The organism is Acidovorax sp. NPDC077693, assembly GCF_044542805.1.
Lineage (GTDB): Bacteria > Pseudomonadota > Gammaproteobacteria > Burkholderiales > Burkholderiaceae_C > Acidovorax.
In genome coordinates this window covers 243761-266440 of sequence record NZ_JBITVD010000002.1, presented here as the reverse complement: position 1 = coordinate 266440, position 22680 = coordinate 243761, and the positions used below count along the sequence as shown (strand labels likewise).

Below are 22680 nucleotides of genomic sequence, written 5' to 3'. Positions count from 1 at the left end.
GGTGCGTCCGGGGGGGGGCGCCCGGGGGGGCCGGGCTTTCAGTCGGGCCGGCTGGCCATCAGCCTGCGCACGCCGGTGCGCAGCTGCCGCAGGCTTTCCTCCAGGTTCTGCCCGGAGGTATCGATGGTCAGGTCCGCCTTGGAATAGAACGCCGCCCGGCCTTCCAGGATGCGGCGCAGGTCGTCCATGGCCTCCTTGCTGGCGGCCATGGGGCGCATGTCGCCCTGGGCCAGCACGCGGCCCATGTGCTCCTCGGGCGCGGCGCGCAGCCACACCGTGGTGCAGTGCGCCAGCAGCTCGTTGAAGGTGGCGGGGTCCGAGACGATGCCGCCGGGCGTGGCGATCACCACCTCGCTGTGGATCTGCACGATCTCCTCAAGCGCGCGGCGCTCGTAGCGGCGGTACGCGGTGGTGCCGTACAGGTCGTGGATCTCGCGCACGCTGCAGCCCGCCAGGGTTTCGATCTCGCGGCTCAGCTCGATGAACGGCACGTCCAGGTCGCGCGCCAGCAGGGGGCCCAGGGTGGACTTGCCCGCGCCGCGCAGCCCCACCAGCGCAATGCGCCGGTGGCGTGCTGTGTCGCTGGCGCCGCTGTTCAGCAGCTCGTGCAGGGCCAGCCGGGCGCGGCGCAGCTCGGGCTCGCTGCGGTGCTCCAGCAGCTCGCGGATCAACAGCCATTCGGGCGATCGGGTGGTGAAGTCGCCCACCAGTTCGGCCAGCGAGCAGTGCAGCGCGCCGGCCACCTGCTGCAGCACCAGGATGGACGCGTTGCCCGTGCCGTACTCCAGGTTGGCCAGGTGCCGCTCCGACACATCGGCCGCCACCGCCACCGCCTTGCGCGTGAGCCCGCGCTGCGCACGCAGGTTGCGCACCCGCTCGCCCAGTGCGGTCAGCAGGGGGTTGCGGGCTTCGTCGGCAGGCCCTGGCGCGACCTCGCCCAGGGCTGGGGGCAAGGTGGCGGTGTCTTCTGGTTCGTTCATGTCCATCCTCAAATTCACATCGGCTGCACCTGGGCATTTTGCGGTGCATCCCCCGGGCGGCCCGCGCGGCCGGACACCGTAGGGGAAAACACCATGCATGCACTATAGTGCTTGACACTGCATCAAGCATTACCTATCGTTCATGTGCAGGCAAGATACTGCACATTGCCGAATCCCACAAGAAAATGCATGCAGCACTGTGCACGCTGCGCTCCATTGTCCCAGCCACCCACGAGTCGCCATGTCCGATAAAGCAGCATTCCATGAAGCCCTGGCCGCATTGACCGGGCAGATCGCAGGCCGACGTCTGGACGGTGACCTGCAAACCTGGCTCAACCAGACGCACGGCCAGGGCAGCGACGCCTACCGGCAGCTCAAGGCGGGTTGCCTGGCGGGCGTGGCGCAAGGCTGGCTCTGCGAGCGCGAGGGCGGCGGCATCCGCTACGGCCGGGTCTTCCAGGCAGACGACGCGCTGCACCGCTTCTCGGTGGACGTGGTGGACATGCAGGACATCGCCGGCCCGCACCACACCCATCCGCTCGGAGAGATCGACCTGATCATGCCGCTGGAGGGCGACGCCACCTTCGACGGGCACCCCGCCGGCTGGTGCGTGTACCCGCCCGGCAGCGCCCACCGCCCCACCGTGGCCCAGGGCCGCTCGCTGGTGCTCTACCTGCTGCCCGAGGGGCAGATTCAATTCACGCGCTGAAGGCACGGCGGGCTCGCCGCCCGACTTGTCCGCTGCATCGCTGCCGCAACCGACATCGCCACCGCGGGCGCTGCCGACCACCTGCAAGAAAGATCTCCATGACCGAACTGCTCCCCAACTACGCTGCCGGACGCTGGCAAACCGGCCAGGGCCCGGGCGCCGTGCTCCAGGACCCGGTGCTGGGCCACGACCTGGTGCGCGTGGATGCCACGGGCCTCGACCTGCCCGAGGCGTTCCGGTTCGCCCGCGAACAGGGCGGCTCGGCCTTGCGTGCGTTGACTTACCGGCAGCGCGCCGCGCTGCTGGGCGCCGTGGTCAAGGTACTGCAAACCCACCGCGACGCGTACTACGAGATCGCCACGGCCAACTGCGGCACGGTGAAGAACGACTCCGCCGTGGACATCGACGGCGGCATCTTCACGCTGGGCCAGTACGCCAAATGGGGCGATGCGCTGGGCGATGTGCGCGCGCTGCGCGATGGCGACGCCGCCCGGCTCAGCAAGGAGCCCGTGTTCCTGTCGCAGCACCTGCAGGTGCCCACGCGCGGCGTGGCGCTGTTCATCAACGCCTTCAACTTCCCGGCCTGGGGCCTGTGGGAAAAGGCGGCGCCCGCGCTGCTCTCCGGCGTGCCGGTGATCGTCAAGCCCGCCACGTCCACCGCCTGGCTCACGCAGCGCATGGTGCGCGACGTGGTCGATGCGGGCGTGCTGCCGGCGGGCGCGCTGTCGGTCATTGCGGGCAGCTCCGCCGGGCTCATGGACCAGCTCGGGCCGTTCGACGTGGTCTCGTTCACCGGCTCGGCCGACACGGCCGGCATCATCCGCGCGCACCCCGCGGTGGCCCAGCGCTCGGTGCGCGCCAACATCGAAGCCGATAGCCTCAACAGTGCGCTGCTGCTGCCCGATGCGGCACCCGGCAGCGACGCCTTCAACCTGCTGGTGCGCGAAGTGGTGCGCGAGATGACCGTCAAGTCGGGCCAGAAATGCACCGCCATCCGCCGCATCCTGGTGCCGGCGGGCGTGTACGGCGCTGCGGCCGAGGCCATCGGCGCCAAGCTCGCAGGCGTGACGGTGGGCAACCCCCGCAACGACGGCGTGCGCATGGGCTCGCTCGTCAGCACAGCCCAGCTGCACGCCGTGCGCGAGGGGCTGGCGCAGCTGTGCGCCCACGCCGACATCCTGCACGACGGCCGGCAGGCGCAGCTGGTGGACGCAGACCCTGCGGTGGCCGCGTGCATCGGCCCGGTGCTGCTGGGTGTGCGCGACGCCGATGCGGCGGCCGTGGTGCACGACGTCGAGGTGTTCGGCCCGGTGGCCACGCTGGTGCCTTACCGCGATGTGGACCATGCCCTGGCGCTTGCACAGCGCGGCCAGGGGTCGCTGGTGGCATCGCTGTACGGCGCCGACGAGGCCGCGCTGGGGCATGCCGCCGTGCAGCTCGCAGCCAGCCATGGCCGCGTGCACGTGGTGACGCCCGACGTCGCGCAGGCCCACACCGGCCACGGCAACGTGATGCCCATGTCGCTGCACGGCGGCCCGGGGCGTGCGGGCGGCGGAGCGGAGCTCGCGGGCCTGCGGGCGCTGGGCTTCTACCACCAGCGCAGCGCCGTGCAGGCCAGCCCTGGTGTGCTGGCCGCGCTGGGCCTGTGACCGCCCAGGCGCAGACGACGGCAGCCGCCAGCCAGGACGCAGCACCAGAAAAACGCCAGCGAACCACGGAGACATCGCCATGACCACCCTGCCCGAGCGTTTCAACTTTGCACAGCACCTGTTCGACCTGAACCGCGACCACGCGCAGCGCACGGCCTACATCGACGACCGCGGCACGCTGAGCTACGGCGACCTGCAGGACCGCGCCCGGCGCCTGGCCGCTGTGCTGGTGGATGCCGGCCTGCGCCGCGAAGAGCGGGTGCTGATGCTCATGCACGACACCAGCGACTGGCCCGTGTGCTTTCTGGGTTGCCTGTACGCCGGCGTGGTGCCCGTGGCGGTGAACACGCTGCTCACGGCGGACGACTACGCCTACATGCTGGGCCACAGCCGCGCCCAGGCCGTGCTGGTGTCGGGCGCGTTGCTGCCCGTGCTGCACAGCGCCATGGCACTCGGCCCGCATGAGGTGGCCGCGCTGTGGGTGTCGCAGCCCACGCAGGCGGTCGGCAAAGGGGCCGTGGCGCTGGACGAGGCCATTGCCTATGCGCAGCCGCTGCCTGCGCCGGCCGCCACCGGACCTGACGACCCGGGTTTCTGGCTGTACTCGTCGGGCTCCACTGGCAAGCCCAAGGGCACGGTGCATACCCACGGCAATCTCTGGTGGACGGCCGAGCTGTACGGCAAGCCCGTGCTGGGCCTCACGCGCGACGATGTGTGCTTCTCGGCCGCCAAGCTGTACTTCGCCTACGGGCTGGGCAATGCGCTCACGTTCCCGCTGTCGGTGGGCGCCACCGTGGTGCTGATGGCCGAGCGGCCCACGCCCGACGCCACCTTCCAGCGCTGGGTGGACCACCGGCCCACCGTGTTCTTCGGTGCGCCCACCGGTTTTGCGGGCATGCTGGCCTCGCCCCGGCTGCCGGCGCGCGCCCAGGTGGCGCTGCGCATGTGCTCGTCGGCCGGCGAGGCGCTGCCCGCCGAGATCGCCCAGCGCTTCAAGGCGCATTTCGGCTGCGACATCATCGACGGCATCGGCTCCACCGAGATGCTGCACATCTTCCTGTCCAACCGCCCGGGCGACATCCGCTACGGCACCACGGGCAAGCCCGTGCCCGGCTACGAGGTCGAGCTGCGCGGCGAGGACGGCCGCCCTGTGGCCGACGGCGAGGTGGGCGACCTGTACATCCGCGGCCCCAGCGCCGCCCTGATGTACTGGAACAACCGCGACAAGACGCGCGACACCTTCCAGGGCGGCTGGACCAAGAGCGGCGACAAGTACGTGCGCGACGCAGACGGCTACTACACCTACGCCGGGCGCAGCGACGACATGCTCAAGGTCAGCGGCATCTACGTGTCGCCCTTCGAGGTCGAGGCCACACTGATGCAGCACGCCGCCGTGCTGGAGGTGGCGGTCATCGGCAAGCAGGACGGCGAGGGCCTGACCAAGACCAAGGCCTTCGTCGTGCTCAAGGACGGCCACGGCGCGACGCAAGAGGAGCTCAAGGACTTCGTCAAGGACCGCCTGGCGCCCTACAAGTACCCGCGCTTCATCGAGTTCGTGCCCGAGTTGCCCAAGACCGCCACCGGCAAGATCCAGCGCTTTCGCCTGCGCGAGCAGGAGGCGCGGGCATGAGTGCCAAGGCCGAAGTCAGCGAATTCGCCAACATTGCTTGGCGCGGGCGCGAGGTGCAGGTCGAGTACCAGTGGATCGCGCCCGAGCGTACCAACGCTCCGCTCGTGGTCTTCCTGCACGAAGGCCTGGGCTCGCTGGCGATGTGGAAGGACTTCCCGCAGCGGCTGTGCGCGGACGGCGGCTTTCGGGGCCTGGTGTTCTCCCGCCCCGGCTACGGCCGCTCCACGCCGCGCGCGGCCGACGAGCGCTGGGGCGTGGACTTCATGCACCGGCAGGCCGAGGAGGTGCTGCCCGCGCTGCTGCAGGCGCTGGGCGTGAGTGAAGCGCCCTGGCTGTTCGGCCACAGCGACGGCGCCTCCATCGCGCTGCTGTACGCCGCCCGCTTTCCGGAAAGCGTGGCCGGCCTGGTGCTGCTGGCGCCGCACATCTTCGTCGAGGACGTGACCATCGCCAACATCGAACAGGCGCGCGCCGCCTACGAGACCACCGACCTTCCGCAGAGGCTCGCCCGCTACCACGACGACCCCGATTCGGCCTTCTGGGGCTGGAACCGCATCTGGCTCGACCCCGCCTTTCGCGGCTGGAGCATCGTGGCCGACATCGCCGCCGTGCGCGCGTCTGTGCTGGCCGTGCAGGGCCTGGACGACGAATACGGAACGCTGGCGCAGATCCGCGGCATTGCCGAGCGCGTGCCGGGCACCCGCCTGCTGGAGCTGCCCGCCTGCGCGCATTCCCCCCACCGTGACCGGCCCGGCGACGTGATCGCCGAGACGGTGGCGTTCATCACGACAACATCCAGGAGACAACCATGACATCTCGCTACGCACGCACGGCATTCGCAGCGCTGGCACTGGCCTGCGGCGCCACCGCGGGTACGGCCCAGACCACCGACAAGCTCAAGGTCGGGCTCATGCTGCCGTTCAGCGGCACCTTCAGCGCGCTGGGCGTGGCCATCGAGAACGGCTTTCGGCTGCACGTGGCCGAGCAGGGCGGCAAGCTCGCGGGCCGCGAGATCGAGTTCTTCAAGGTCGATGATGAATCGGACCCGGCCAAGGCCACCGACAACGTCAACAAGCTCATCAAGCGCGACGGCGTGGACGTGATCGTCGGCACCGTGCATTCGGGCGTCGCCACGGCGATGGCGCGCGCCGCCAAGCAAAGCGGCACCCTGCTCATCGTGCCCAACGCGGGTGCGGATGCGGTCACGGGTGCCCTGTGCGCGCAGAACATCTTCCGTTCGTCGTTCTCCAACTGGCAGTCGTCCTACGGCATGGGCACCGTGGCCGCGAAGCAGGAGAAGAAAAAGACCGCCGTCACCATCACCTGGAAGTACGCCGCCGGCGACGAGATGACCGAGGCCTTCAAGGAAGGCTTTGAAAAGGAAGGTGGCAAGGTCGTTAAGCAGCTCACCGTGCCGTTCCCGAACGTGGAGTTCCAGGCGCTGCTCACCGAGATCGCGGCCACCAAGCCCGACGTGGTATTCGCATTCTTCGCGGGCGGCGGCGCGGTCAAGTTCGTCAAGGACTACGCAGCCGCCGGGCTGAACAAGGTCACGCCGCTGTACGGCTCGGGCTTTCTGACCGACGGCACGCTGGAGGCGCAGGGCGATGCCGCGCAGGGCCTGCTCACCACGCTGCACTACGCCGACGGCCTGAACACCCCGCGCGACAACGCGTTCCGCACCGCCTACGCCAAGTCCTTCAAGCTGCAGCCCGACGTGTACGCGGTGCAGGGCTACGACGCCGCCCAGATCCTGGCCACGGGCCTGAAGGCCGTGAAGGGCGACATCGCGAAGAAGGCCGAGTTCGCTGCCGCCGTGCAGAAGGCCACCATCGACAGCCCGCGCGGCCCCTTCACCATGAGCCGCGCCCACAACCCCGTGCAGGACATCTACCTGCGCAAGGTGGACGGCAAGGAGAACAAGGTCGTCGGCGTGGCCGCCAAGGCGCTGGCCGACCCCGCGCGCGGCTGCAAGCTGTAAACGGCTGGCAGACCGTCTCCTTCAACACAGGACACACCTTCCATGGACATCGGAACCTTCCTGGTCCAGTGCCTGAACTCGGTCCAGTACGGGCTGCTGCTGTTTCTGGTGGCATCCGGGCTGACGCTGATCTTCGGCATCATGGGCGTGATCAACCTCGCGCACGGCAGCTTCTACATGATCGGCGCCTACATGGCGTTCGCGCTGTCGCCGCTGTTCGGCGACCAGTTCCTCGTCATGCTGCTCGCGGGCATCGCGCTGGCGGCGGTGCTGGGCTACCTGCTGGAGTGGGCGTTCTTCAGCTACCTGTACCAGCGAGACCACCTGCAGCAGGTGCTGATGACCTACGGGCTCATCCTCGTGTTCGAGGAACTGCGTTCGCTGCTGGTGGGCAACGACGTGCACGGCGTCAAGGCGCCTGCGTGGCTCGACGGCAGCTTCGCGCTGGGCGAACTCATGAGCTACCCGTGGTACCGCCTCTTCGCGTCGGCAGCCTGCATCGTGCTGGCCGTGGGGCTGTACTGGGTGGTCAACCGCACCCGCCTGGGCATGATGGTGCGCGCCGGTGCCAGCAACCGCGACATGGTGCGCGGCCTGGGCATCGACATCCGGCGGCTGTACCGCATCGTCTTCGCGGCGGGCGTGGCGCTGGCGGCGCTGGCCGGGATGATCGCCGCGCCCATGTCCTCGGTGTACCCCAACATGGGCGCCAGCGTGCTCATCATCTGCTTCGTGGTGGTCGTCATCGGCGGCATCGGCTCCATCACCGGGGCGCTGGTGGCGTCGCTGCTGGTGGGGTTTGTCGATACCTTCGGCAAGGTGTTCTTCGCGGAAATCAGCGGCATCGGTGTGTACCTGCTGATGGCCGGGGTTCTGATCTGGCGGCCCGAGGGGCTGATGGGGCGCAAGGCATGACGGTCATGAATCCATCCACTCCTTCACCGGCCCCCCTCCGCCCCGCGGGCCCCGCAGGCGCTGCGGCGGGCTCGCCCGGCAGGGCCGGCGGGCACCTCATCGCCACGCTGCTGCCGGTGGCCGCTGCCATCGCCGTCGGCGCGGGCGGCATGGCGCTCAGCCCTTACCTGTCGGACCTGCTGGTCAAGGTGATGATCCTGTCGATCTTCGCGCTCAGCCTGGAGCTGCTGGTGGGCATGGCCGGCCTCGTGAGCCTGGGCCATGCCGCCTTCTACGGCATCGGTGCCTACACGGCGGTGCTGGCCTCGGGCCAGGAGGGTGGCAACCTTGTCGTCCTGCTGCTGCTGTCGATGGGCGCCGCCGCCGTGTATGCGCTGGCCGTGGGGGCGCTCAGCCTGCGCACGCGCGGGGTGTACTTCATCATGGTCACGCTGGCGTTTGCGCAGATGGCGTACTTCGTGTTCCACGACACCAAGGTGGGCGGCGGCAGCGACGGCATCTACCTGGATGTGCGCCCGTCCATCGGCAGCCTCAGCCTGGAGTCGCGCGGCGTGCTGTTCTACACGGTGCTGGCGGCGCTGGTGTTCACCTACGGGCTGCTGGCGCTGGTGCGGCGCTCGCGCTTCGGGGCGGCGCTGGCGGGCATCCGCGTGAACGAGCAGCGCATGCGCGCGGCGGGCTTTCACACCTACGGCTACAAGCTGGCAGCCTTCGTGCTGGCGGGGGCGCTCGCCGGGCTGGCCGGCTTTCTGCTGGCCGCGCGCGACGGCGTGGTGAACCCGGAGCTGCTGTCCTGGCACACGTCGGGCGACGTGCTGCTGATGGTGATCCTGGGCGGCATGGGACACCTGCGCGGCGCGGTGATCGGCGCGGTGGTGTTCACCCTGCTCAAGGAGCTGCTGTCCACGCACGCCGTCATGGGGCCGCTGGCCGACCACTGGCAGCTGACCCTGGGGCTGTCCATCATCGTCTTCGTCGCGCTGCTGCCCAAGGGCCTGGTGGGCGTGGCGCAGCGCCTTTCGCTGAAGGGCCGGGCATGAGCGCCGCCGCACTGCTCTCGGTCAAAGGCCTCACGCGCCGCTTCGGAGGTCTGGTGGCGGTCAACGCGGTGACGCTGGACTTGCGCCTGGGCGAGGTGCATGCCGTCATCGGCACCAACGGCGCGGGCAAGTCCACGCTCATCAACATGCTGTCGGGCGAGCTGGATGCCTCCGACGGGCGCATCGCGCTTGACGGGCAGGACATCACGCGGCAATCGCAGGCGCGGCGCGCGCTGGCCGGCGTGGGGCGCAGCTACCAGCGCACCACGATCTTCCCGGAATTCACCGTGCACGAGAACTGCCGCCTGGCAGCGCAGGCCGCGGCGCCCCAGCCCTGGAAGCTCTGGCAGGCCGCCGCGGCCTGCAGGCACAGCAACCAGACGGCGCACGAGGCGCTCGAAGCCGCCGGCCTGGCCGCCGACGCCCACCGCTCGGCAGGCACGCTGAGCCACGGCGCCAAGCGTCAGCTGGAGGTGGCGATGTGCATCGCCACGCGGCCCCGCGTGCTGCTGCTCGACGAACCCCTGGCCGGCATGGGCGCCGAGGAAACCGACCGCATGCTCGCGCTGCTGTCGCGCCTCAAGCGCAGCCATGCCATCTTGCTGGTGGAGCACGACATGGATGCGGTGTTCCGCATTGCCGACCGCATCACCGTGATGGTCAACGGGGCGGTGATCGCCACCGGCGACCCCGCCGAAATCCGCCAGAACCCGGAGGTGCGCACCGCCTACCTGGGCGACGGGCACTGAGATGCGCACCGCCCCGCAGCAACCCAAGGAGACCGCCATGCTCAACGTCACCGGCCTGCACGCGCGCTATGGCGACAGCCATGTGCTGCGCGGCGTGGACGCCGAGATTCCCGCCGCCACCTCCGTGGGCCTGCTGGGCCGCAACGGCATGGGCAAGACCACGCTGATCCGCACGCTGATGGGCTACGTGCGCCCGCCGGCCGGCGAGGTGCGCATGGACGGCCGCGCCGTCACCGGCTGGGTGCCCGAGAAGATGGCGCGCCTGGGCATCGGCTACGTGCCCGAAGGGCGCGGCATCTTCCCCAACCTGAGCGTGCGCGAGAACCTGGTGATGAGCGCCCGCGCCGGCCCCGACGGCGGCCGCGCCTGGACCTTCGACCGCGTGATGGCCACGTTCCCGCGCCTGGCGGAGCGGCTGGGCCACGGCGGGCAGCAGCTGTCCGGCGGCGAGCAGCAGATGCTGTCCATCGGCCGTGCGCTCATGACCAACCCGCGCCTGCTGATCCTGGACGAAGCGACCGAAGGCCTGGCCCCGCTGATCGTGGTGGAGATATGGCGCGTGATCGCCGAGATCCGCGCGACCGGCATCGCCACGCTCATCGTGGACCGCGACTGGCGCAAGGTGCTGGCGCACACCGACCGCGCGATGGTGATGGAAAAGGGCCAGATCGTGCTGCAGGGCGCATCGGCCGGGCTGCTGGCCGATCCGCAGGCCCTGCATGGGCTGCTCAGCGTGTAAGCCCCCGGCGCACGCGCCCCGCCGCAGCCGCTTCACCATTGCCCCCGGCATTCCCAGGAGACCCCATGACACGCTCGATGGCGACTTCCCTGCATTGCCTGCGGTGGCCGCTTGCCGGGGCGGCGCTGGTCGCCCTGTTCGCCTGTGGCACCACCGGCCAGGCGCCTGCCGTGCCCGCCCCGGCCGATGCGCTGGTGCAGATGCGCAACGCGCCGGCCGCGCCCTCCGCCACGCTGGCATCGCGCCCGCTGTGCCGCTACCCGCGCTACCCGCGCTATCCGCAGTACGTGGGCGGGGACGCGCGCAGCGCGGCCAGCTACCGCTGCGCCGTGTCCGCGCCCTGAGGCACCCACTGCCGGGCAGTGTCCACGGCAGCCAGGACGCCCGGCTCAGGCCGGCACGCGCCGCTGCAGTCCCGCCAGGTCCAGCACCGTGATGCCGCCATAGCCGATGGCGATCAACTGCGCCTGCGCCAGCCGTTTCAGCGCCGCATTGCAGCGCTGGCGCGACAGTCCCGAGAGGTTGGCGATCTCCTCCTGCGAGACATGCAGGTGCGGGTCGCTGCCGGGGTGCAGGAAGGGGTGGAACAGCCCCACCAGCGCGCGGGCGACCTGCGTGTCGGTGTCCAGCAGGTGGTAGGCCGTGAAGTTGCCCAGGAACCAGTGCATGCGCTCGTTGATCTGGCGCAGCAGGAAGTGGTCGAAGCTGCGCTCCGTGGCGTGCAGCCATTCGAAGGTGTCCAACGGCAGCAGCGCCACGCGGCTGGGCCGCAGCGCGATGATGTCGGCGGTGCGGGGCACGCCACGCAGCAGCGTGCCTTCGCCGAACCAGCTGCCCGCGGACAGGCCGCCCAGCGTTACCGAGCGCCCGTCGTCGGACGTCACCGTCCACTTGAGCAGCCCTTCGATCGCGCCGTACCAGTGCAGCGGCACGTCGCCGCGCCGGCACAGCGCGCCGCCCTGCGGCACGTTGACCTCGCGCAGGTCCTCGAGCACGCGCTGCTGGGCTGCGGCGTTCAGCACCGGAAACCAGGCCGAGTCGTTCAGCAGTTCGGCGGCCGTGGGCGCAGCCTTTTTGACCAGCATGGGAAGCGTTCTCCAACGGGCAGGGCCGCACGGTTCCTCGTATACCCTGAGTCCAAATGTCATCGCAATGACTGAGTATGCAAGCGCCCGAAAAAATAATGCGTGCAGTACCATTTTCCCTCAGCCAATGCCATGACCCAGCGCAAAGTCATCGTCACCATCGCCCCCACCGGCGGCATGGCGCACAAATCGCAGAACCCGCACCTGCCCACCCAGCCCGCCGAGATCGCCGAGGACGTGCAGCGCTGCTGGAACTCCGGGGCCAGCGTGGTGGCCATCCATGCGCGCAGGCCCGATGACGGCGCCACCTGCAACGCCGACATCTACCGCGACATCAACACCCGCATCCGCGCCAAGGGCTGCGACATCGTCATCAACAACTCCACCGGCGGCGGCGTGCACGGCGACATGGTCAGGCCGCTGCCCGGCAACCGCTGGGAGATCGCCTGGGAAGAGCGCATCAAGGGCATGGACGCGGGCGCCGAGATGTGCACCCTGGACGCCACCACGCTCAACCTGAGCTTTGACGGCCGCGAGATCCTGATGGACACCCCCCTGAGCCGCGGCCGCGAACTGGCCGCCGGCATGAAGGCGCGCGGCATCAAGCCCGAGTGGGAGGTCTTCAGCCCCACCCACATCCTGCAGGACACCACCACCCTCATCGACGAGGGGCATGACGACGACGGTCCGCATTTCATCAACCTGGTGATGAACGTGCACCGCGCCTTCCAGAACGCCATGCCGTACTCGCCGCGCCACCTGCAGATGATGGTGGACACGCTGCCCCAAAACAGCCTGTTCTGCGTGAGCGGCATCGGCCCCTCGCAGCTCGAAGCCAACGTCGCGGCCCTGCTGCTGGGCGGCCATGCGCGCGTGGGGCTGGAGGACAACCTCTACTACCGCCACGGCGAGCTGGCCACCAACGTGCAGCTCACCGAGCGCATCGTGCGCGTGATCCGCGAGCTGGGCATGGAGCCCGCCACGCCCGCCGAGGCCCGCGCGCTGATGGGCCTGCCGCGCGTGGGCGGCCCCCGCCCCGAGTTCGCGCCGCACTGAACGTCACCATCCCGCCACCGCATCCATCGCCGCCGCACCCATCCCCACCAGAAAGAAAGAGGAGACAAGAAATGATGAAGCCGACACGCCGCCAGTTCATGCACCACGTGGGTGCTGCCACCGCGCTCGGGGCCCTCGCGCCCTGGAGCGCCTTGGCGCAGACCATCGAGCAGGTCAAGATCCTGTATGGCTTTCCGGCCGGCAGCGCGGGCGACAGCGTCGCGCGGCGCGTGGGCGAAAAGCTGGCGGGCTCCGCGTACACCCGCAACAGCGCGGTGGTGGAGAACAAGCCCGGCGCGGGCGGCCGCATCGCGCTGGAGTCGCTCAAGGGTGCACCGGTGGACGGCAGCGTGCTCACGCTCTCGCCGTTCTCGTGCACGTCGATCTACCCGCACATCTACAGCAAGCTGAGCTACGACCCGGTGAAGGATTTCGTGCCCGTGTCCATCGGCGCGGTCATGCACCATGGCCTGGCCGTGGGCCCGCTGGTGCCAGCTTCGGTCAAGACCGTGAAGGACTACCTGGCCTGGGCCAAGGCCAACCCGGGCCAGGCCAACTACGGCTCGCCCGCCGCGGGCTCCACGCCGCACTTCATCGGTGCGCTGCTCGGGATCAACAACGGCGTGGACTTGAAGCATGTGCCCTACCGCGGCTCCATCCCCGGCGTGACCGATGTGGTGGGCGGGCAGATCGCGTCCATGGTCACCCCGAGCGGCGACTTCATCCCCAACCACAAGGCGGGCAAGCTGCGGCTCATCGCCACGTCCGGCCAGGCGCGTTCGCCGTTCTCGCCCGAAGTGGCGACCTTTGCGGAACAGGGCTTCCCCGAGCTCACGACCGAGGAATGGTTCGGGTTCTACGCCCCCGCCCGCACGCCGGCCAGCGTGGTGGCCGCCGCCAATGCAGCCATCAACCAGGCCATCAAGGAAAAGGCCGTGATCGACAGCCTGGCCGTCGTGGGCCTGATCGCCAAGGGGTCGACCCAGGCCGAGATGGCAGCGTCGCAGCAGGGGGAGTTCGAGCGCTGGGGGCCGCTGGTCAAGAAGATCGGGTTCACGGCCGAGTCTTGAACAGGTCTTGACGCACCCCTGAGCCGCTGCGCAACAACGACAAGGAAAATCTTCGATGGATTCGACAGTGAAGCGCGTGGCCGTGGTGGCCACCGGCGTCATCGGCGCCAGCTGGGCGGCCTACTTTCTGGCGCAGGGCCTGGACGTGGAGGCCACCGACCCCGCTGAAGGCGCCGAGCAGAGGCTGCGCGAAGCGGTGGCCCGCCACTGGCCCGCACTGGAGCAACAAGGGCTGGCACCCGGCGCCAGCATGGCCCGGCTGCGGTTTCACGCGCGGCTGGAAGATGCGGTGGCGCAAGCGGACTTCGTGCAGGAGAACGGACCGGAGCGCGAGGATTTCAAGGCCGACCTGATGCGCCGCATCGACGCGGCAGCACCCCCGCACGCCATCGTGGCGTCCAGCTCGTCGGGCCTGTCGGTGTCGGCCATGCAAGCGCAATGCGCCCGGCCGGAGCGCATTGTGCTCGGGCACCCGTTCAACCCGCCACACATGATCCCGCTGGTCGAGGTGGGCGGGGGCGAGAAGACGTCGCCCGAGGCCATTGCCACCGCAATGGCCTTCTACACCGCCATCGGCAAGCGCCCCATCCATGTGCGCCGCGAGATCCAGGGCCACATCGCCAACCGCCTGCAGGCCGCACTGTGGCGCGAGGCGTTCCACCTGGTGAACGAAGGCGTGGCCAGCGTGGCCGACATCGACACCGCCATCGCCCAGGGCCCCGGCCTGCGCTGGGCGCTGATGGGGCCTTTCATGAACCTGCACCTGTCCGGCGGCGACGGCGGCATGGCCTATCTGCTGGCCCACCTGGGCGGCCCCATCGAAGGCTGGTGGGACGACCTGGGCGCGCCGCGCATGACGCCCGAGTTGCAGCGCCGCGTGGTCGAGGGCGTGGACCAGGCGCTCGGCGGGCGCACCCAGGCAGAGCTGGCGCAGGCGCGCGACGCCCTGCTCATCGGACTGCTGCGCGCCAAGAGCGCATCCCCCGGGCTGGACACGCCGACCTGATGCGCCGGGCGCTCCCCATCACCTGCCTCACCCAGACACCGCCAGAGAGACACCACGCCATGCACCCCGGATTCCTTGACGACGACACCCAGATCGCGCTGGCATTGACCACCCAGACCCGTGCAGACGACGGCTCGATCACGCTGCAGTCCCCCGTGCCGCTGGGCGACTATGCGCGCTGCATCGGCGAGTGGCTGGAGCACTGGGCGCTTGAGACGCCCGACGCGCTGGCCCTGGCCGAGCGCGATGACAAGGGTGAGCACTGGCGCAGCCTGACGTACGGCGAGTTGCGCCGTGCCGTGGGCGCCGTGGCGCAGTCGCTGCTCGACCTGAAGCTGCCGGTCGACCGCCCCGTGGCGATCCTGTCGGACAATGCGGTGGACCACGCGGTGCTCATGCTCGCGGCGATGCATGTGGGCCTCGCTTCGTGCTCGCTGTCCAGCGCCTACGCGCGCTCCAAGGACTCCACTCGGCTGCACAGCATGCTCGCGGCGCTGGGGCCGTCGCTGATCTATGCATCCGATGCCCGGGCATACGCACCGGCCTTGGCGGGGTACGCATCGGACGCGCTGCAGGTGTTCAGCCGCCACGCCGACGAGGTGCCGGGCGCGCTGCCCTTCGCGCGGCTGCTGCAGGGGGTGGAGACCCCGGCCGTGCGCCAGGCGTTCGACGCCATCGCGCCCGACGACCATGCCAAGTACCTGCTGACGTCAGGCTCCACCGGCCGGCCCAAGGTGGTCATCAACACCCACCGCATGCTCTGCGCCAACCAGCAGATGATGGCCCAGACCTGGCCCTTCCTGACCCACGAAAAGCCGGTGCTGGTGGACTGGCTGCCGTGGAGCCACACCTTTGGCGGCAACCACAACCTGAACATGGTGCTGTGCCACGGCGGCAGGCTCTACATCGACGAAGGGCGGCCCGTGCCCGGGCTCATCGAGAAGACGGTGCGCAACCTGCGCGACGTGAAGCCCACCATGCTGTTCAACGTGCCGCGCGGCTTCGATATGCTGCTGCCCTTCCTGGAAGCGGACGAGCAACTGGCCGCCGAGGTCCTGTCGCGCATGCGGCTGGCGTTCTATGCGGCTGCGGCGCTCGCGCCGTCCACCTGGCAGCGGCTCGAAGCGCTGGCCCTGCGCGTGCGGCCCGCGCAGCCGCTGTGGCTGACCACCTCCTGGGGCTCCACCGAGACATCGCCCGCCGTCACCAGCGCGCACTGGCGGCTGGAGAAGGCCGGCTGCATCGGCGCGCCGCTGCCCGGGCTGGCGCTCAAGCTCGTGCCCAATGGCAGCAAGCTGGAGATGCGGGTCAAGGGCGTGTCGGTGTTTCCGGGCTACCGCAACGCGCCGGCCGAGACGGCGGCCGCGTTCGACAGCGAGGGTTTCTACCGCATCGGCGACGCCGGCTACCTGGTGGACCCCGAGCGGCCCGAGCGTGGCGTGGTCTTCAACGGACGGGTGGCCGAAGACTTCAAGCTCTCCAGCGGCAGCTGGGTGTCGGTGGGCACGCTGCGCGTGGAGCTGATCTCGCAGCTCGCGCCGCTGGTGCAGGACATCGTGCTTACCGGCCACAACCACGACGAAGTGGGCATGCTGGTGTTCCCGTCGGCAGCGGGCGCGGCCGACCCTGCGAAGCTCACCGCCGCCCTGCAGGGCGTGATGCGGGCCCGGCGCAACGCCGGCGCGGGCTCGTCGCAGTGCCCCACGCGCGCCCTGGTGCTGGCGCAGCCGCCCGATGCGGACAGCGGCGAGATCACCGACAAGGGCTACATCAACCAGGGCGCGGTGCTGGCGCGGCGGGCCGCCGACGTGGCGCTCCTGCAGGCCAGCCCGGTGGACGAACGGGTCATCACCGGCTAGTCCATCTTTACAAACCCGGGCCGGCCCAAGTCCTTACAATATGAGAATCATTCTTATTAGCCACGGGCCTGACCACACTGCGCCCCCAGCCGTCCCGGTCCCGAACCTGCCGCGTTCGGGCCGCCCTTTGTCAGGCTGCGTGCGCCGTGGTTGCCCACTATTACCAAGAACTGCTGAACTACTTTGCCCGCATGGTGCGCAGCCGCGACACGGCGGCAGACCTGGTGCACGAGGCCTACGCGCGCGTGCTGGCGCTGCAGCGCAGCGGCGAGGCCGTGGCCCAGCCGCGCGCGCTGCTGTACCGCACCGCGCGCAACCTGCTCATTGACCAGCACCGCCGCCATGTGGTGCGCGGCACGGTGCCTTCGGAGGCCGACGACAGCCTGCCCGATGTGTCCGAATTGCCCGCACCCGCCGTGTGCGAGCCCGAAGCCGCCTTCACCTCCGCGCAAGGCGTGGCCTCGATGATCGCCACCATCGAATCGCTGCCGCTGCGTTGCCGCGAAGCGTTCATCCTGCACAAGTTCGACGGGCTGTCGCAGGCCGAGGTGGCCGCGCAGATGGGCATCTCGCGCAAGATGGTGGAGCAGCACATAAAGCGCGCCATGGTGGCCTGCCGCGCGTGCCGCGCCACCGCACAGGGGGAGGACCAGCCATGAGCGCGCAGCCCCCCATGCCCGCGCCGGACGGCGCCAACGACTGCATCGACGCCATCGACCACTTCGACGGTGAAGCCTTGGACTGGCTCGTGCGCAGCCAGGGCGCACCGGATGCTGCCACGCTGCAGGCCCTGCATGCGTGGCGCGACGCCGACCCGCGGCATGCGGCGGCGCTGGCGCGCTGGCAGCAGGACTGGCGCGCGCTCGACGCATTGCCCGCAGCGGCAGTCCGGCAGCTGCGCGCGGGCTTGACGCAGGACAAGGCCCGTGCCGGCGCACCGGCCCGCCCACGTGCATGGACCTGGAGTTGGAACTGGAGTTGGGGGCAGGGCGCCGCCACGGCCGCATCGGTCTGCCTGGTGGTTGCTGCCACGGTCATGGGCTACCACCACTGGCAGCAGCAACCCGTGTATGAGCAGGCCCTCTCCACCGGCCTGGGCCAGCAGTCCGAGGTGCACCTGCCCGATGGCAGCACCGTGCGCCTGGACACTAACACCCGCCTGGACGTCACCTTCCGCCGCCAGCGCCGCGAGGTGGTGCTGCCCGAAGGTCAGGCCGTGTTCAGGGTGCAGGGCGATGCCGCGCGGCCGTTCGACGTGCTGGCAGGGCCCTTGCGCATCACGGTGGTGGGCACCCGGTTCTCGGTGCGCTACACGCCCGGCGTGCCGGGCGACGCCGGTGTGCGCGTGGCGGTGGAAGAGGGCCGCGTGCGCGTGGCGCGCGCTGCCGATGCCGGGCCCGAGGTGGTGGAGCTGACCGCAGGCCAGCAGGTGCGCAGCGCTGCGGACGGCCACCTTGCCGCCATCGCCCCCGTGCCCCCTGCGGGCATTGCACCCTGGCGCGATGGGCGGGTGAGCTTCGACGACACGCCCTTGTCGCAGGCGCTGGCCGAATTCGCCCGGTACGGCTCCACGCAACTCGTGGTGCGCGACCCTGGCGTGGGGGCCCTGCGCCTGACCGGCACGTTCGACCCGCGGCGGCTGGATAACTTCACCCGGGCACTGCCCAGCGTGCTGCCCGTGCAGCTGCGCGCGCACGGCGCGGTCACCGAGATCGTGGCCGCTCCCCACCCCCAGTAGCCACCTCGGTATCGGCAGGCTGCAGGCCGTTCCTGGCCGTCCGCCGCCGGCGGATGGGTCTGCGCGCCTGTGGGCCCCGCGCGCCCCGCCTTGCCCTGCACAGGGCCCCGCATCTTTTTTCAAAAAACTTTACCCACCGACCTAGGGGGATGGCTTCGGCCTGCGTCTACATGAGAAGGCGTCTTATTCAAACATCCATTCCAACATCCGTTTCCAGGGAGATCTCTCACATGCCCCGCACCCGATTCCGGCCCGCCCCGTTGGCCCTGGCCGCCGCGCTCAGCCTGGTGGCCATGGGCGCCAGCGCCCAGGTGGCGCCCGCCGCCGCGCAGCCCGCCGTGGCGCTCAGCATTGCCGCGCAGCCGCTGGCCCAGGCGCTCAACGACCTGGCGCGCCAGTCGCGCATGGAGCTCATGGTGCAGCCCGCACTGGTGGCCGGGCGCTCTGCGCAGGCCGTGAACGGGTCGCTCACGGTGCGCGAGGCGCTGGACCGGCTGCTCGCGGGCTCGGGCCTGGTGGGCGTGATCGAAGGCACCAGCATCGTGGTGCGCAGGCCGCCTGCGGCGGCTTCATCGGGTGCTGCGGGTGCTGCCGGCGAGACCAGCCTGGCCGAAGTGCGGGTGCAGGCCCAGGCCGAGCCCAGCGCGCTCACCGAGCACAGCGGTTCCTACACCACGCGCCAGGCGGGCACGTCCACGCCGCTCGCCCTGTCGCTGCGCGAGACGCCCCAGTCGGTCAGCGTCATCACGCGCCAGCGCATGGAAGACCAGGGCCTGACCCAGCTGTCCGACGTGGTCGCGCAGACGCCCGGGCTGGTGTTCAGCCAGAGCGGCAACCAGGGCTCGGACACCTCGCCGATCTACTCGCGCGGCTTCTCGGTCAATACCTACATGATCGACGGCGTCCGCCAGACGGACTCCAACTACTCGAGCATCTTCCAGACCAACGACATGGCGATGTTCGACCGCGTGGAAGTGGTGCGCGGCGCCTCGGGCCTCATGAACGGCATCGGCACGCCGGGCGCGGCCATCAACATGATCCGCAAGCGGCCCACCGCCGACTTCCAGGCCTCGGTGCGGGCCGAGGCGGGCTCGTGGAACCATGTGCGGACCGAGGCGGACATCGCCGGGCCCATCAACGCGTCGGGCAGCGTGCGGGGCCGCCTGGTGGCCGCCGCGCAGGACAACGACTCCTACATCGACCGCCTGAAGGAGCGCAAGAAGCTGCTCTACGGCGCGGTCGAGGCCGACCTCACCGCACAGACGCAGTTGCTGGCCGGCGCTTCGGTGCAGCACCACGACGCCACGGGCCATGCGCGCGGCGGCCTGCCGGCCTACTACTCCGACGGCACGCGCACGCAATGGAGCCGCTCGGCCTCGGCCGCGCCGCCCTGGGCGTATTCCAAACGCCACTACACCTCGGTGTTCGCGGCGCTGGAGCACCGCTTCAGCGACGACTGGAAGGTCAAGGCTACGGCCACCCGCACCAACAACTTCTACGACGAGCTGATCGGCTACGCCAGCGGCGGCGCGCCGGTGCGCGCGACGGGCGCGGGTGTCACGCTGTGGGCGGGCCGCTGGAGCGCCACGCCCCGCCAGGACAGCCTGGACGTGCAGACCACGGGCCGCTTCGACCTGCTGGGCCGCAAGCACGACGTGGCCTTCGGCGCGCAGATGTCGCGCACCAGCTACGACGCGCCGTCGTACACCAACTGGACGCACGCGGGCTGGAGCAGTGCCATCGGCAACATCTTCACCTGGGACGGCACCTCGCCCGCCGCGCCGCCCAACCCCAGCATCGGCCGCAACACGTCGGACGAACGCCTGAACAGCGCCTACGCCACCGTGCGCTTCAAGCCCACGGATGCGCTGGCCGTGCTGGCCGGCGCGCGCGTGGTGGACTGGAGCCGCGCGCAGACCAGCACCCGCTTTTCCACCGGCGCCACCACCGCCAACAACCGCTACGAAAGCGGCGAGGTCACCCCGTACCTGGGCCTGGTCTACGACATCGACCGCAACTGGTCGGCCTACACAAGCTTCACCACCATCTTCACGCCGCAGAGCCTGCGCCTGGCCAACGGCGACTACATGGACCCTCAGACGGGCGACAGCTTCGAGCTAGGCGTGAAGGGCGCGTTCCTGAACGACCGCCTCAACGTCTCGGGCGCCATCTACAAGGCGCGGCAGGACAACCTGGGCGTGGCCATTCCCAACGTGTTCGCCCCGGACGGCAGCCAGGCTTACGAGGCCGTCTCGGGCACCAGCACGCGCGGCTTCGAGGTCGAGGCCACGGGCGAGGTGCGCCCGGGCTGGCAGGTCGCGGCGGGCTTCTCGCGCAACCTCACGCAGGACCGCCTGCGCACCCGCCTGCTCACCGACGTGCCGCAGAACACGGCCAAGCTGTTCACCAGCTACCGCATCGCGGGCATCGGCAAGGGCCTGACCGTGGGCGGCGGCCTGCGCTGGCAGAACCAGATCTACCGCGACAACCAGGGCGCCGCGCGCGTGCGGTTCACGCAGCCCGCGTATGCGGTGGTCGACCTCATGGTGCGCTACGCCATCACCGACACGGTGGCCGTCACGGCCAACCTGCGCAACGCCCTCGACAAGGTGTACTACACCTCGGTCGGCAACTCGTACTACGGTGCGCCGCGCAGCCTGCAGGTGGCGCTGGACGTGCGGTTCTGATGCACCCCCTGAGTCGCTTTGCGCCGTCCCCCTGGAAGGGGGCCGCTCCCAGCGCGGCGGGGCGGCCCTTGCGCGGGAGCCCTGGCCTGTGTTGCGCCAGTTTTACCGGCAGGGGGTGATGCATGCCATCGCATCGCTGCAACCGGAGTGATCTGCCATGAAAGAAGGCTTTCGCCAGTGCATGGCCTGGCTGCACACCTGGGTCGGGCTGGTGGTGGGCTGGGTGCTGTTCTTCGTGTTCGTGACGGGCACGGCCGGCTACTTCGCGCACGAGATCGACCGGTGGATGCGCCCCGAGCTGCCCTTGGACACCGCTGCCGCGACAGTGGACCCGCACCGGGCGGTCGCGCTGGCGCAGGCCTACCTGCAGGCCAACGCGCCGCCACAGTCGCAGGACTGGTCGGTGCAGTTGCCCGGCCAGCGCGGCAGCAGCGCACTGAGCGTGAGCTGGCGCGAGCCGCCCGCCGATGGCAAGCCCGGCGCGCGCGGCCGCTTCGTGCGCCGAACGCTCGACCCGGACACCGGTCAGGCAGCCGCCGAGCCCGTGGTGCGCAAGACCGGCGGCGGCCACCTGCTGTACCGCATGCACTACATGCTGCACTACGTGCCGTACGACGTGGCGATCCGGCTGGTGGGCGTGTGCACCATGCTGATGCTCATGGCCGTGGTGACCGGGGTCATCACCCACAAGAAGATCTTCGTGGACTTCTTCACCTTCCGGCCGGGCAAGGGGCAGCGCTCGTGGCTGGACGCGCACAACATCATCAGCGTGACGGCGCTGCCGTTCTTTCTGATGATCACGTACAGCGGGCTGGTGTTCTTCCTGTTCCAGTACATGCCGGCGGGCCTGGCGGCCAGCCACTATGCGGGCAACGCGCAGGTGTTCTACGACGACCTGCTGCAGCGACCGGCCGCCGTGAATGCCACTGTTTCCGCGCAGCCGCTCACCGCTTTGGCGCCGCTGGTGGCCCAGGCCGAGGCGCAGTGGGGCGCGGGCCAGGTGGCGCGCGTGGGCGTGCAGCAGCCCGGGCGCGCCGATGCCGACGTGCAACTGGTGCGCGTGGCGGGCGGGCAGATTGCCGGCAGCGACCGGCTGCGCTTTGATGCCCGCACGGGCGAGGCCCTGCCGCCCAAGGCCGAAGACGGCGCGGCCCGCGAGACGCAGGACGTCCTGCTGGCCCTGCACGAAGGCCGCTTTGCAGGGCCCGTGCTGCGCTGGCTGTACTTTGCGAGTGGCCTCTTGGGCTGCGCGATGATCGCCACCGGCCTTGTGCTCTGGACCGCGAAGCGCCGCGCCCAACAGGACAAGCGGGCCAAGGCGGGCGGCAAGCCCGAGTTCGGCTTTCGGCTGGTGGAGTGCCTGAACATCGGCACCGTGGCCGGCCTGCCCGTGGCCGTGGCCGCGTACTTCTGGGCCAACCGCCTGATCCCGGCGGACTTCGCCACCCGCCGCGAGTGGGAGGCGCACGTGCTCTTCATCACCTGGGGCGTGCTGCTGCTGTACCCGGCCTTGCGCACGCCGCTGCGCGCGTGGCTGGAATCGCTGTGGCTGGCCGCCGCGGCGTTTGCGCTGCTGCCCCTGCTCAACGCACTGACCACCGACCGCCACCTGGGCGTCACCCTGCCTGCGGGCGACTGGATGCTGGCCGGGTTCGACCTCACCATGCTGGCGCTGGGCGTGTGCCTTGCGGTCGCTGCACGCCGCGTGCACCGCCGGCAGCGCGCTGCGGCGGAGCCCGCACGCGCCCGTGGTGCCGTGGTCGCGGGTGCCGCCCTCTAGCGCGCCG

20 protein-coding genes are annotated in these 22680 nt (G+C 70.1%); 18 read left to right on the top strand and 2 right to left on the bottom strand.

Annotation, left to right across the window (positions count from 1 at the left end; genetic code table 11):
* Positions 1 to 38 precede the first annotated feature (38 nt).
* Positions 39 to 980: a helix-turn-helix transcriptional regulator gene (locus ACIGHN_RS03325; protein WP_056418279.1), complete on the bottom strand. Its 942-nt coding sequence runs from the start codon at positions 978 to 980 to the stop codon at positions 39 to 41.
* Positions 981 to 1221: 241 nt separating this feature from the next.
* Between ACIGHN_RS03325 and ACIGHN_RS03320 the strand changes: the two genes are divergently transcribed.
* From ACIGHN_RS03320 to ACIGHN_RS03275, 10 genes are all read left to right on the top strand, one after another.
* Positions 1222 to 1689 (top strand): DUF4863 family protein, encoded by a 468-nt coding sequence (locus ACIGHN_RS03320; RefSeq protein WP_056417430.1) that lies wholly within the window; start codon positions 1222 to 1224, stop codon positions 1687 to 1689.
* A gap of 98 nt (positions 1690 to 1787) precedes the next feature.
* Positions 1788 to 3338, top strand: coding sequence for a 3,4-dehydroadipyl-CoA semialdehyde dehydrogenase (locus ACIGHN_RS03315; protein WP_396503255.1), 1551 nt, complete (start codon positions 1788 to 1790; stop codon positions 3336 to 3338).
* A 79-nt stretch (positions 3339 to 3417) separates the two neighbouring features.
* On the top strand, positions 3418 to 4968 hold the full coding sequence (locus ACIGHN_RS03310) for a benzoate-CoA ligase family protein (protein WP_396503254.1): 1551 nt from the start codon (positions 3418 to 3420) through the stop codon (positions 4966 to 4968).
* Entirely contained in the window at positions 4965 to 5780 is an 816-nt protein-coding gene (locus ACIGHN_RS03305; RefSeq protein WP_396503253.1) for an alpha/beta fold hydrolase, read from the top strand. The genes ACIGHN_RS03310 and ACIGHN_RS03305 overlap by 4 nt, the downstream gene beginning before the upstream one ends.
* The gene (locus tag ACIGHN_RS03300; protein WP_056417441.1) at positions 5777 to 6949 is read left to right on the top strand and encodes an ABC transporter substrate-binding protein; all 1173 of its coding nucleotides are present in this window, start codon (positions 5777 to 5779) and stop codon (positions 6947 to 6949) included. Before ACIGHN_RS03305 ends, ACIGHN_RS03300 begins: the two co-directional genes overlap by 4 nt.
* 42 nt (positions 6950 to 6991) lie before the next feature.
* Positions 6992 to 7864, top strand: a complete 873-nt coding sequence (locus ACIGHN_RS03295; protein WP_056417445.1) for a branched-chain amino acid ABC transporter permease — start codon at positions 6992 to 6994, stop codon at positions 7862 to 7864.
* 5 nt (positions 7865 to 7869) lie between these two features.
* On the top strand, positions 7870 to 8904 hold the full coding sequence (locus ACIGHN_RS03290; protein WP_396503252.1) for a branched-chain amino acid ABC transporter permease: 1035 nt from the start codon (positions 7870 to 7872) through the stop codon (positions 8902 to 8904).
* The gene (locus tag ACIGHN_RS03285) at positions 8901 to 9653 is read left to right on the top strand and encodes an ABC transporter ATP-binding protein (protein WP_396503251.1); all 753 of its coding nucleotides are present in this window, start codon (positions 8901 to 8903) and stop codon (positions 9651 to 9653) included. The genes ACIGHN_RS03290 and ACIGHN_RS03285 overlap by 4 nt, the downstream gene beginning before the upstream one ends.
* A 37-nt stretch (positions 9654 to 9690) precedes the next feature.
* Positions 9691 to 10392, top strand: coding sequence for an ABC transporter ATP-binding protein (locus ACIGHN_RS03280; protein ID WP_056423067.1), 702 nt, complete (start codon positions 9691 to 9693; stop codon positions 10390 to 10392).
* A 65-nt stretch (positions 10393 to 10457) separates the two neighbouring features.
* A complete protein-coding gene (locus ACIGHN_RS03275) occupies positions 10458 to 10736 on the top strand; it encodes a hypothetical protein (protein ID WP_396503250.1) in 279 nt (92 codons plus the stop codon).
* Positions 10737 to 10781: 45 nt separating this feature from the next.
* Here the strand turns inward: ACIGHN_RS03275 and ACIGHN_RS03270 are convergent, their stop codons facing one another.
* Positions 10782 to 11477 carry a Crp/Fnr family transcriptional regulator gene (locus ACIGHN_RS03270; protein WP_396503249.1) on the bottom strand — a complete coding sequence of 232 codons (696 nt, stop codon included), beginning with the start codon at positions 11475 to 11477 and terminating at the stop codon, positions 10782 to 10784.
* A gap of 132 nt (positions 11478 to 11609) precedes the next feature.
* Here ACIGHN_RS03270 and ACIGHN_RS03265 point away from each other — a divergent pair, with 132 nt between their 5' ends.
* The 8 genes from ACIGHN_RS03265 to ACIGHN_RS03230 all read left to right on the top strand — a co-directional run bounded on the left by ACIGHN_RS03265 (position 11610) and on the right by ACIGHN_RS03230 (position 22673).
* Positions 11610 to 12533, top strand: coding sequence for a 3-keto-5-aminohexanoate cleavage protein (locus ACIGHN_RS03265; RefSeq protein WP_396503248.1), 924 nt, complete (start codon positions 11610 to 11612; stop codon positions 12531 to 12533).
* Positions 12534 to 12607: 74 nt separating this feature from the next.
* Entirely contained in the window at positions 12608 to 13603 is a 996-nt protein-coding gene (locus ACIGHN_RS03260) for a Bug family tripartite tricarboxylate transporter substrate binding protein (protein WP_396503369.1), read from the top strand.
* 55 nt (positions 13604 to 13658) lie between these two features.
* Complete coding sequence (locus ACIGHN_RS03255) at positions 13659 to 14609, top strand: 3-hydroxyacyl-CoA dehydrogenase NAD-binding domain-containing protein (protein ID WP_396503247.1); 951 nt, start codon at positions 13659 to 13661, stop codon at positions 14607 to 14609.
* 59 nt (positions 14610 to 14668) lie between these two features.
* Positions 14669 to 16468: a feruloyl-CoA synthase gene (locus ACIGHN_RS03250; RefSeq protein WP_396503246.1), complete on the top strand. Its 1800-nt coding sequence runs from the start codon at positions 14669 to 14671 to the stop codon at positions 16466 to 16468.
* A 146-nt stretch (positions 16469 to 16614) separates the two neighbouring features.
* On the top strand, positions 16615 to 17127 hold the full coding sequence (locus ACIGHN_RS03245; protein ID WP_056417463.1) for a sigma-70 family RNA polymerase sigma factor: 513 nt from the start codon (positions 16615 to 16617) through the stop codon (positions 17125 to 17127).
* Positions 17124 to 18206, top strand: a complete 1083-nt coding sequence (locus ACIGHN_RS03240) for a FecR family protein (RefSeq protein ID WP_396503245.1) — start codon at positions 17124 to 17126, stop codon at positions 18204 to 18206. The genes ACIGHN_RS03245 and ACIGHN_RS03240 overlap by 4 nt, the downstream gene beginning before the upstream one ends.
* Positions 18207 to 18436: 230 nt before the next feature.
* The gene (locus ACIGHN_RS03235) at positions 18437 to 20893 is read left to right on the top strand and encodes a TonB-dependent siderophore receptor (protein ID WP_396503244.1); all 2457 of its coding nucleotides are present in this window, start codon (positions 18437 to 18439) and stop codon (positions 20891 to 20893) included.
* A 157-nt stretch (positions 20894 to 21050) separates the two neighbouring features.
* Complete coding sequence (locus tag ACIGHN_RS03230) at positions 21051 to 22673, top strand: PepSY-associated TM helix domain-containing protein (protein ID WP_396503243.1); 1623 nt, start codon at positions 21051 to 21053, stop codon at positions 22671 to 22673.
* Positions 22674 to 22680: the final 7 nt, after the last annotated feature.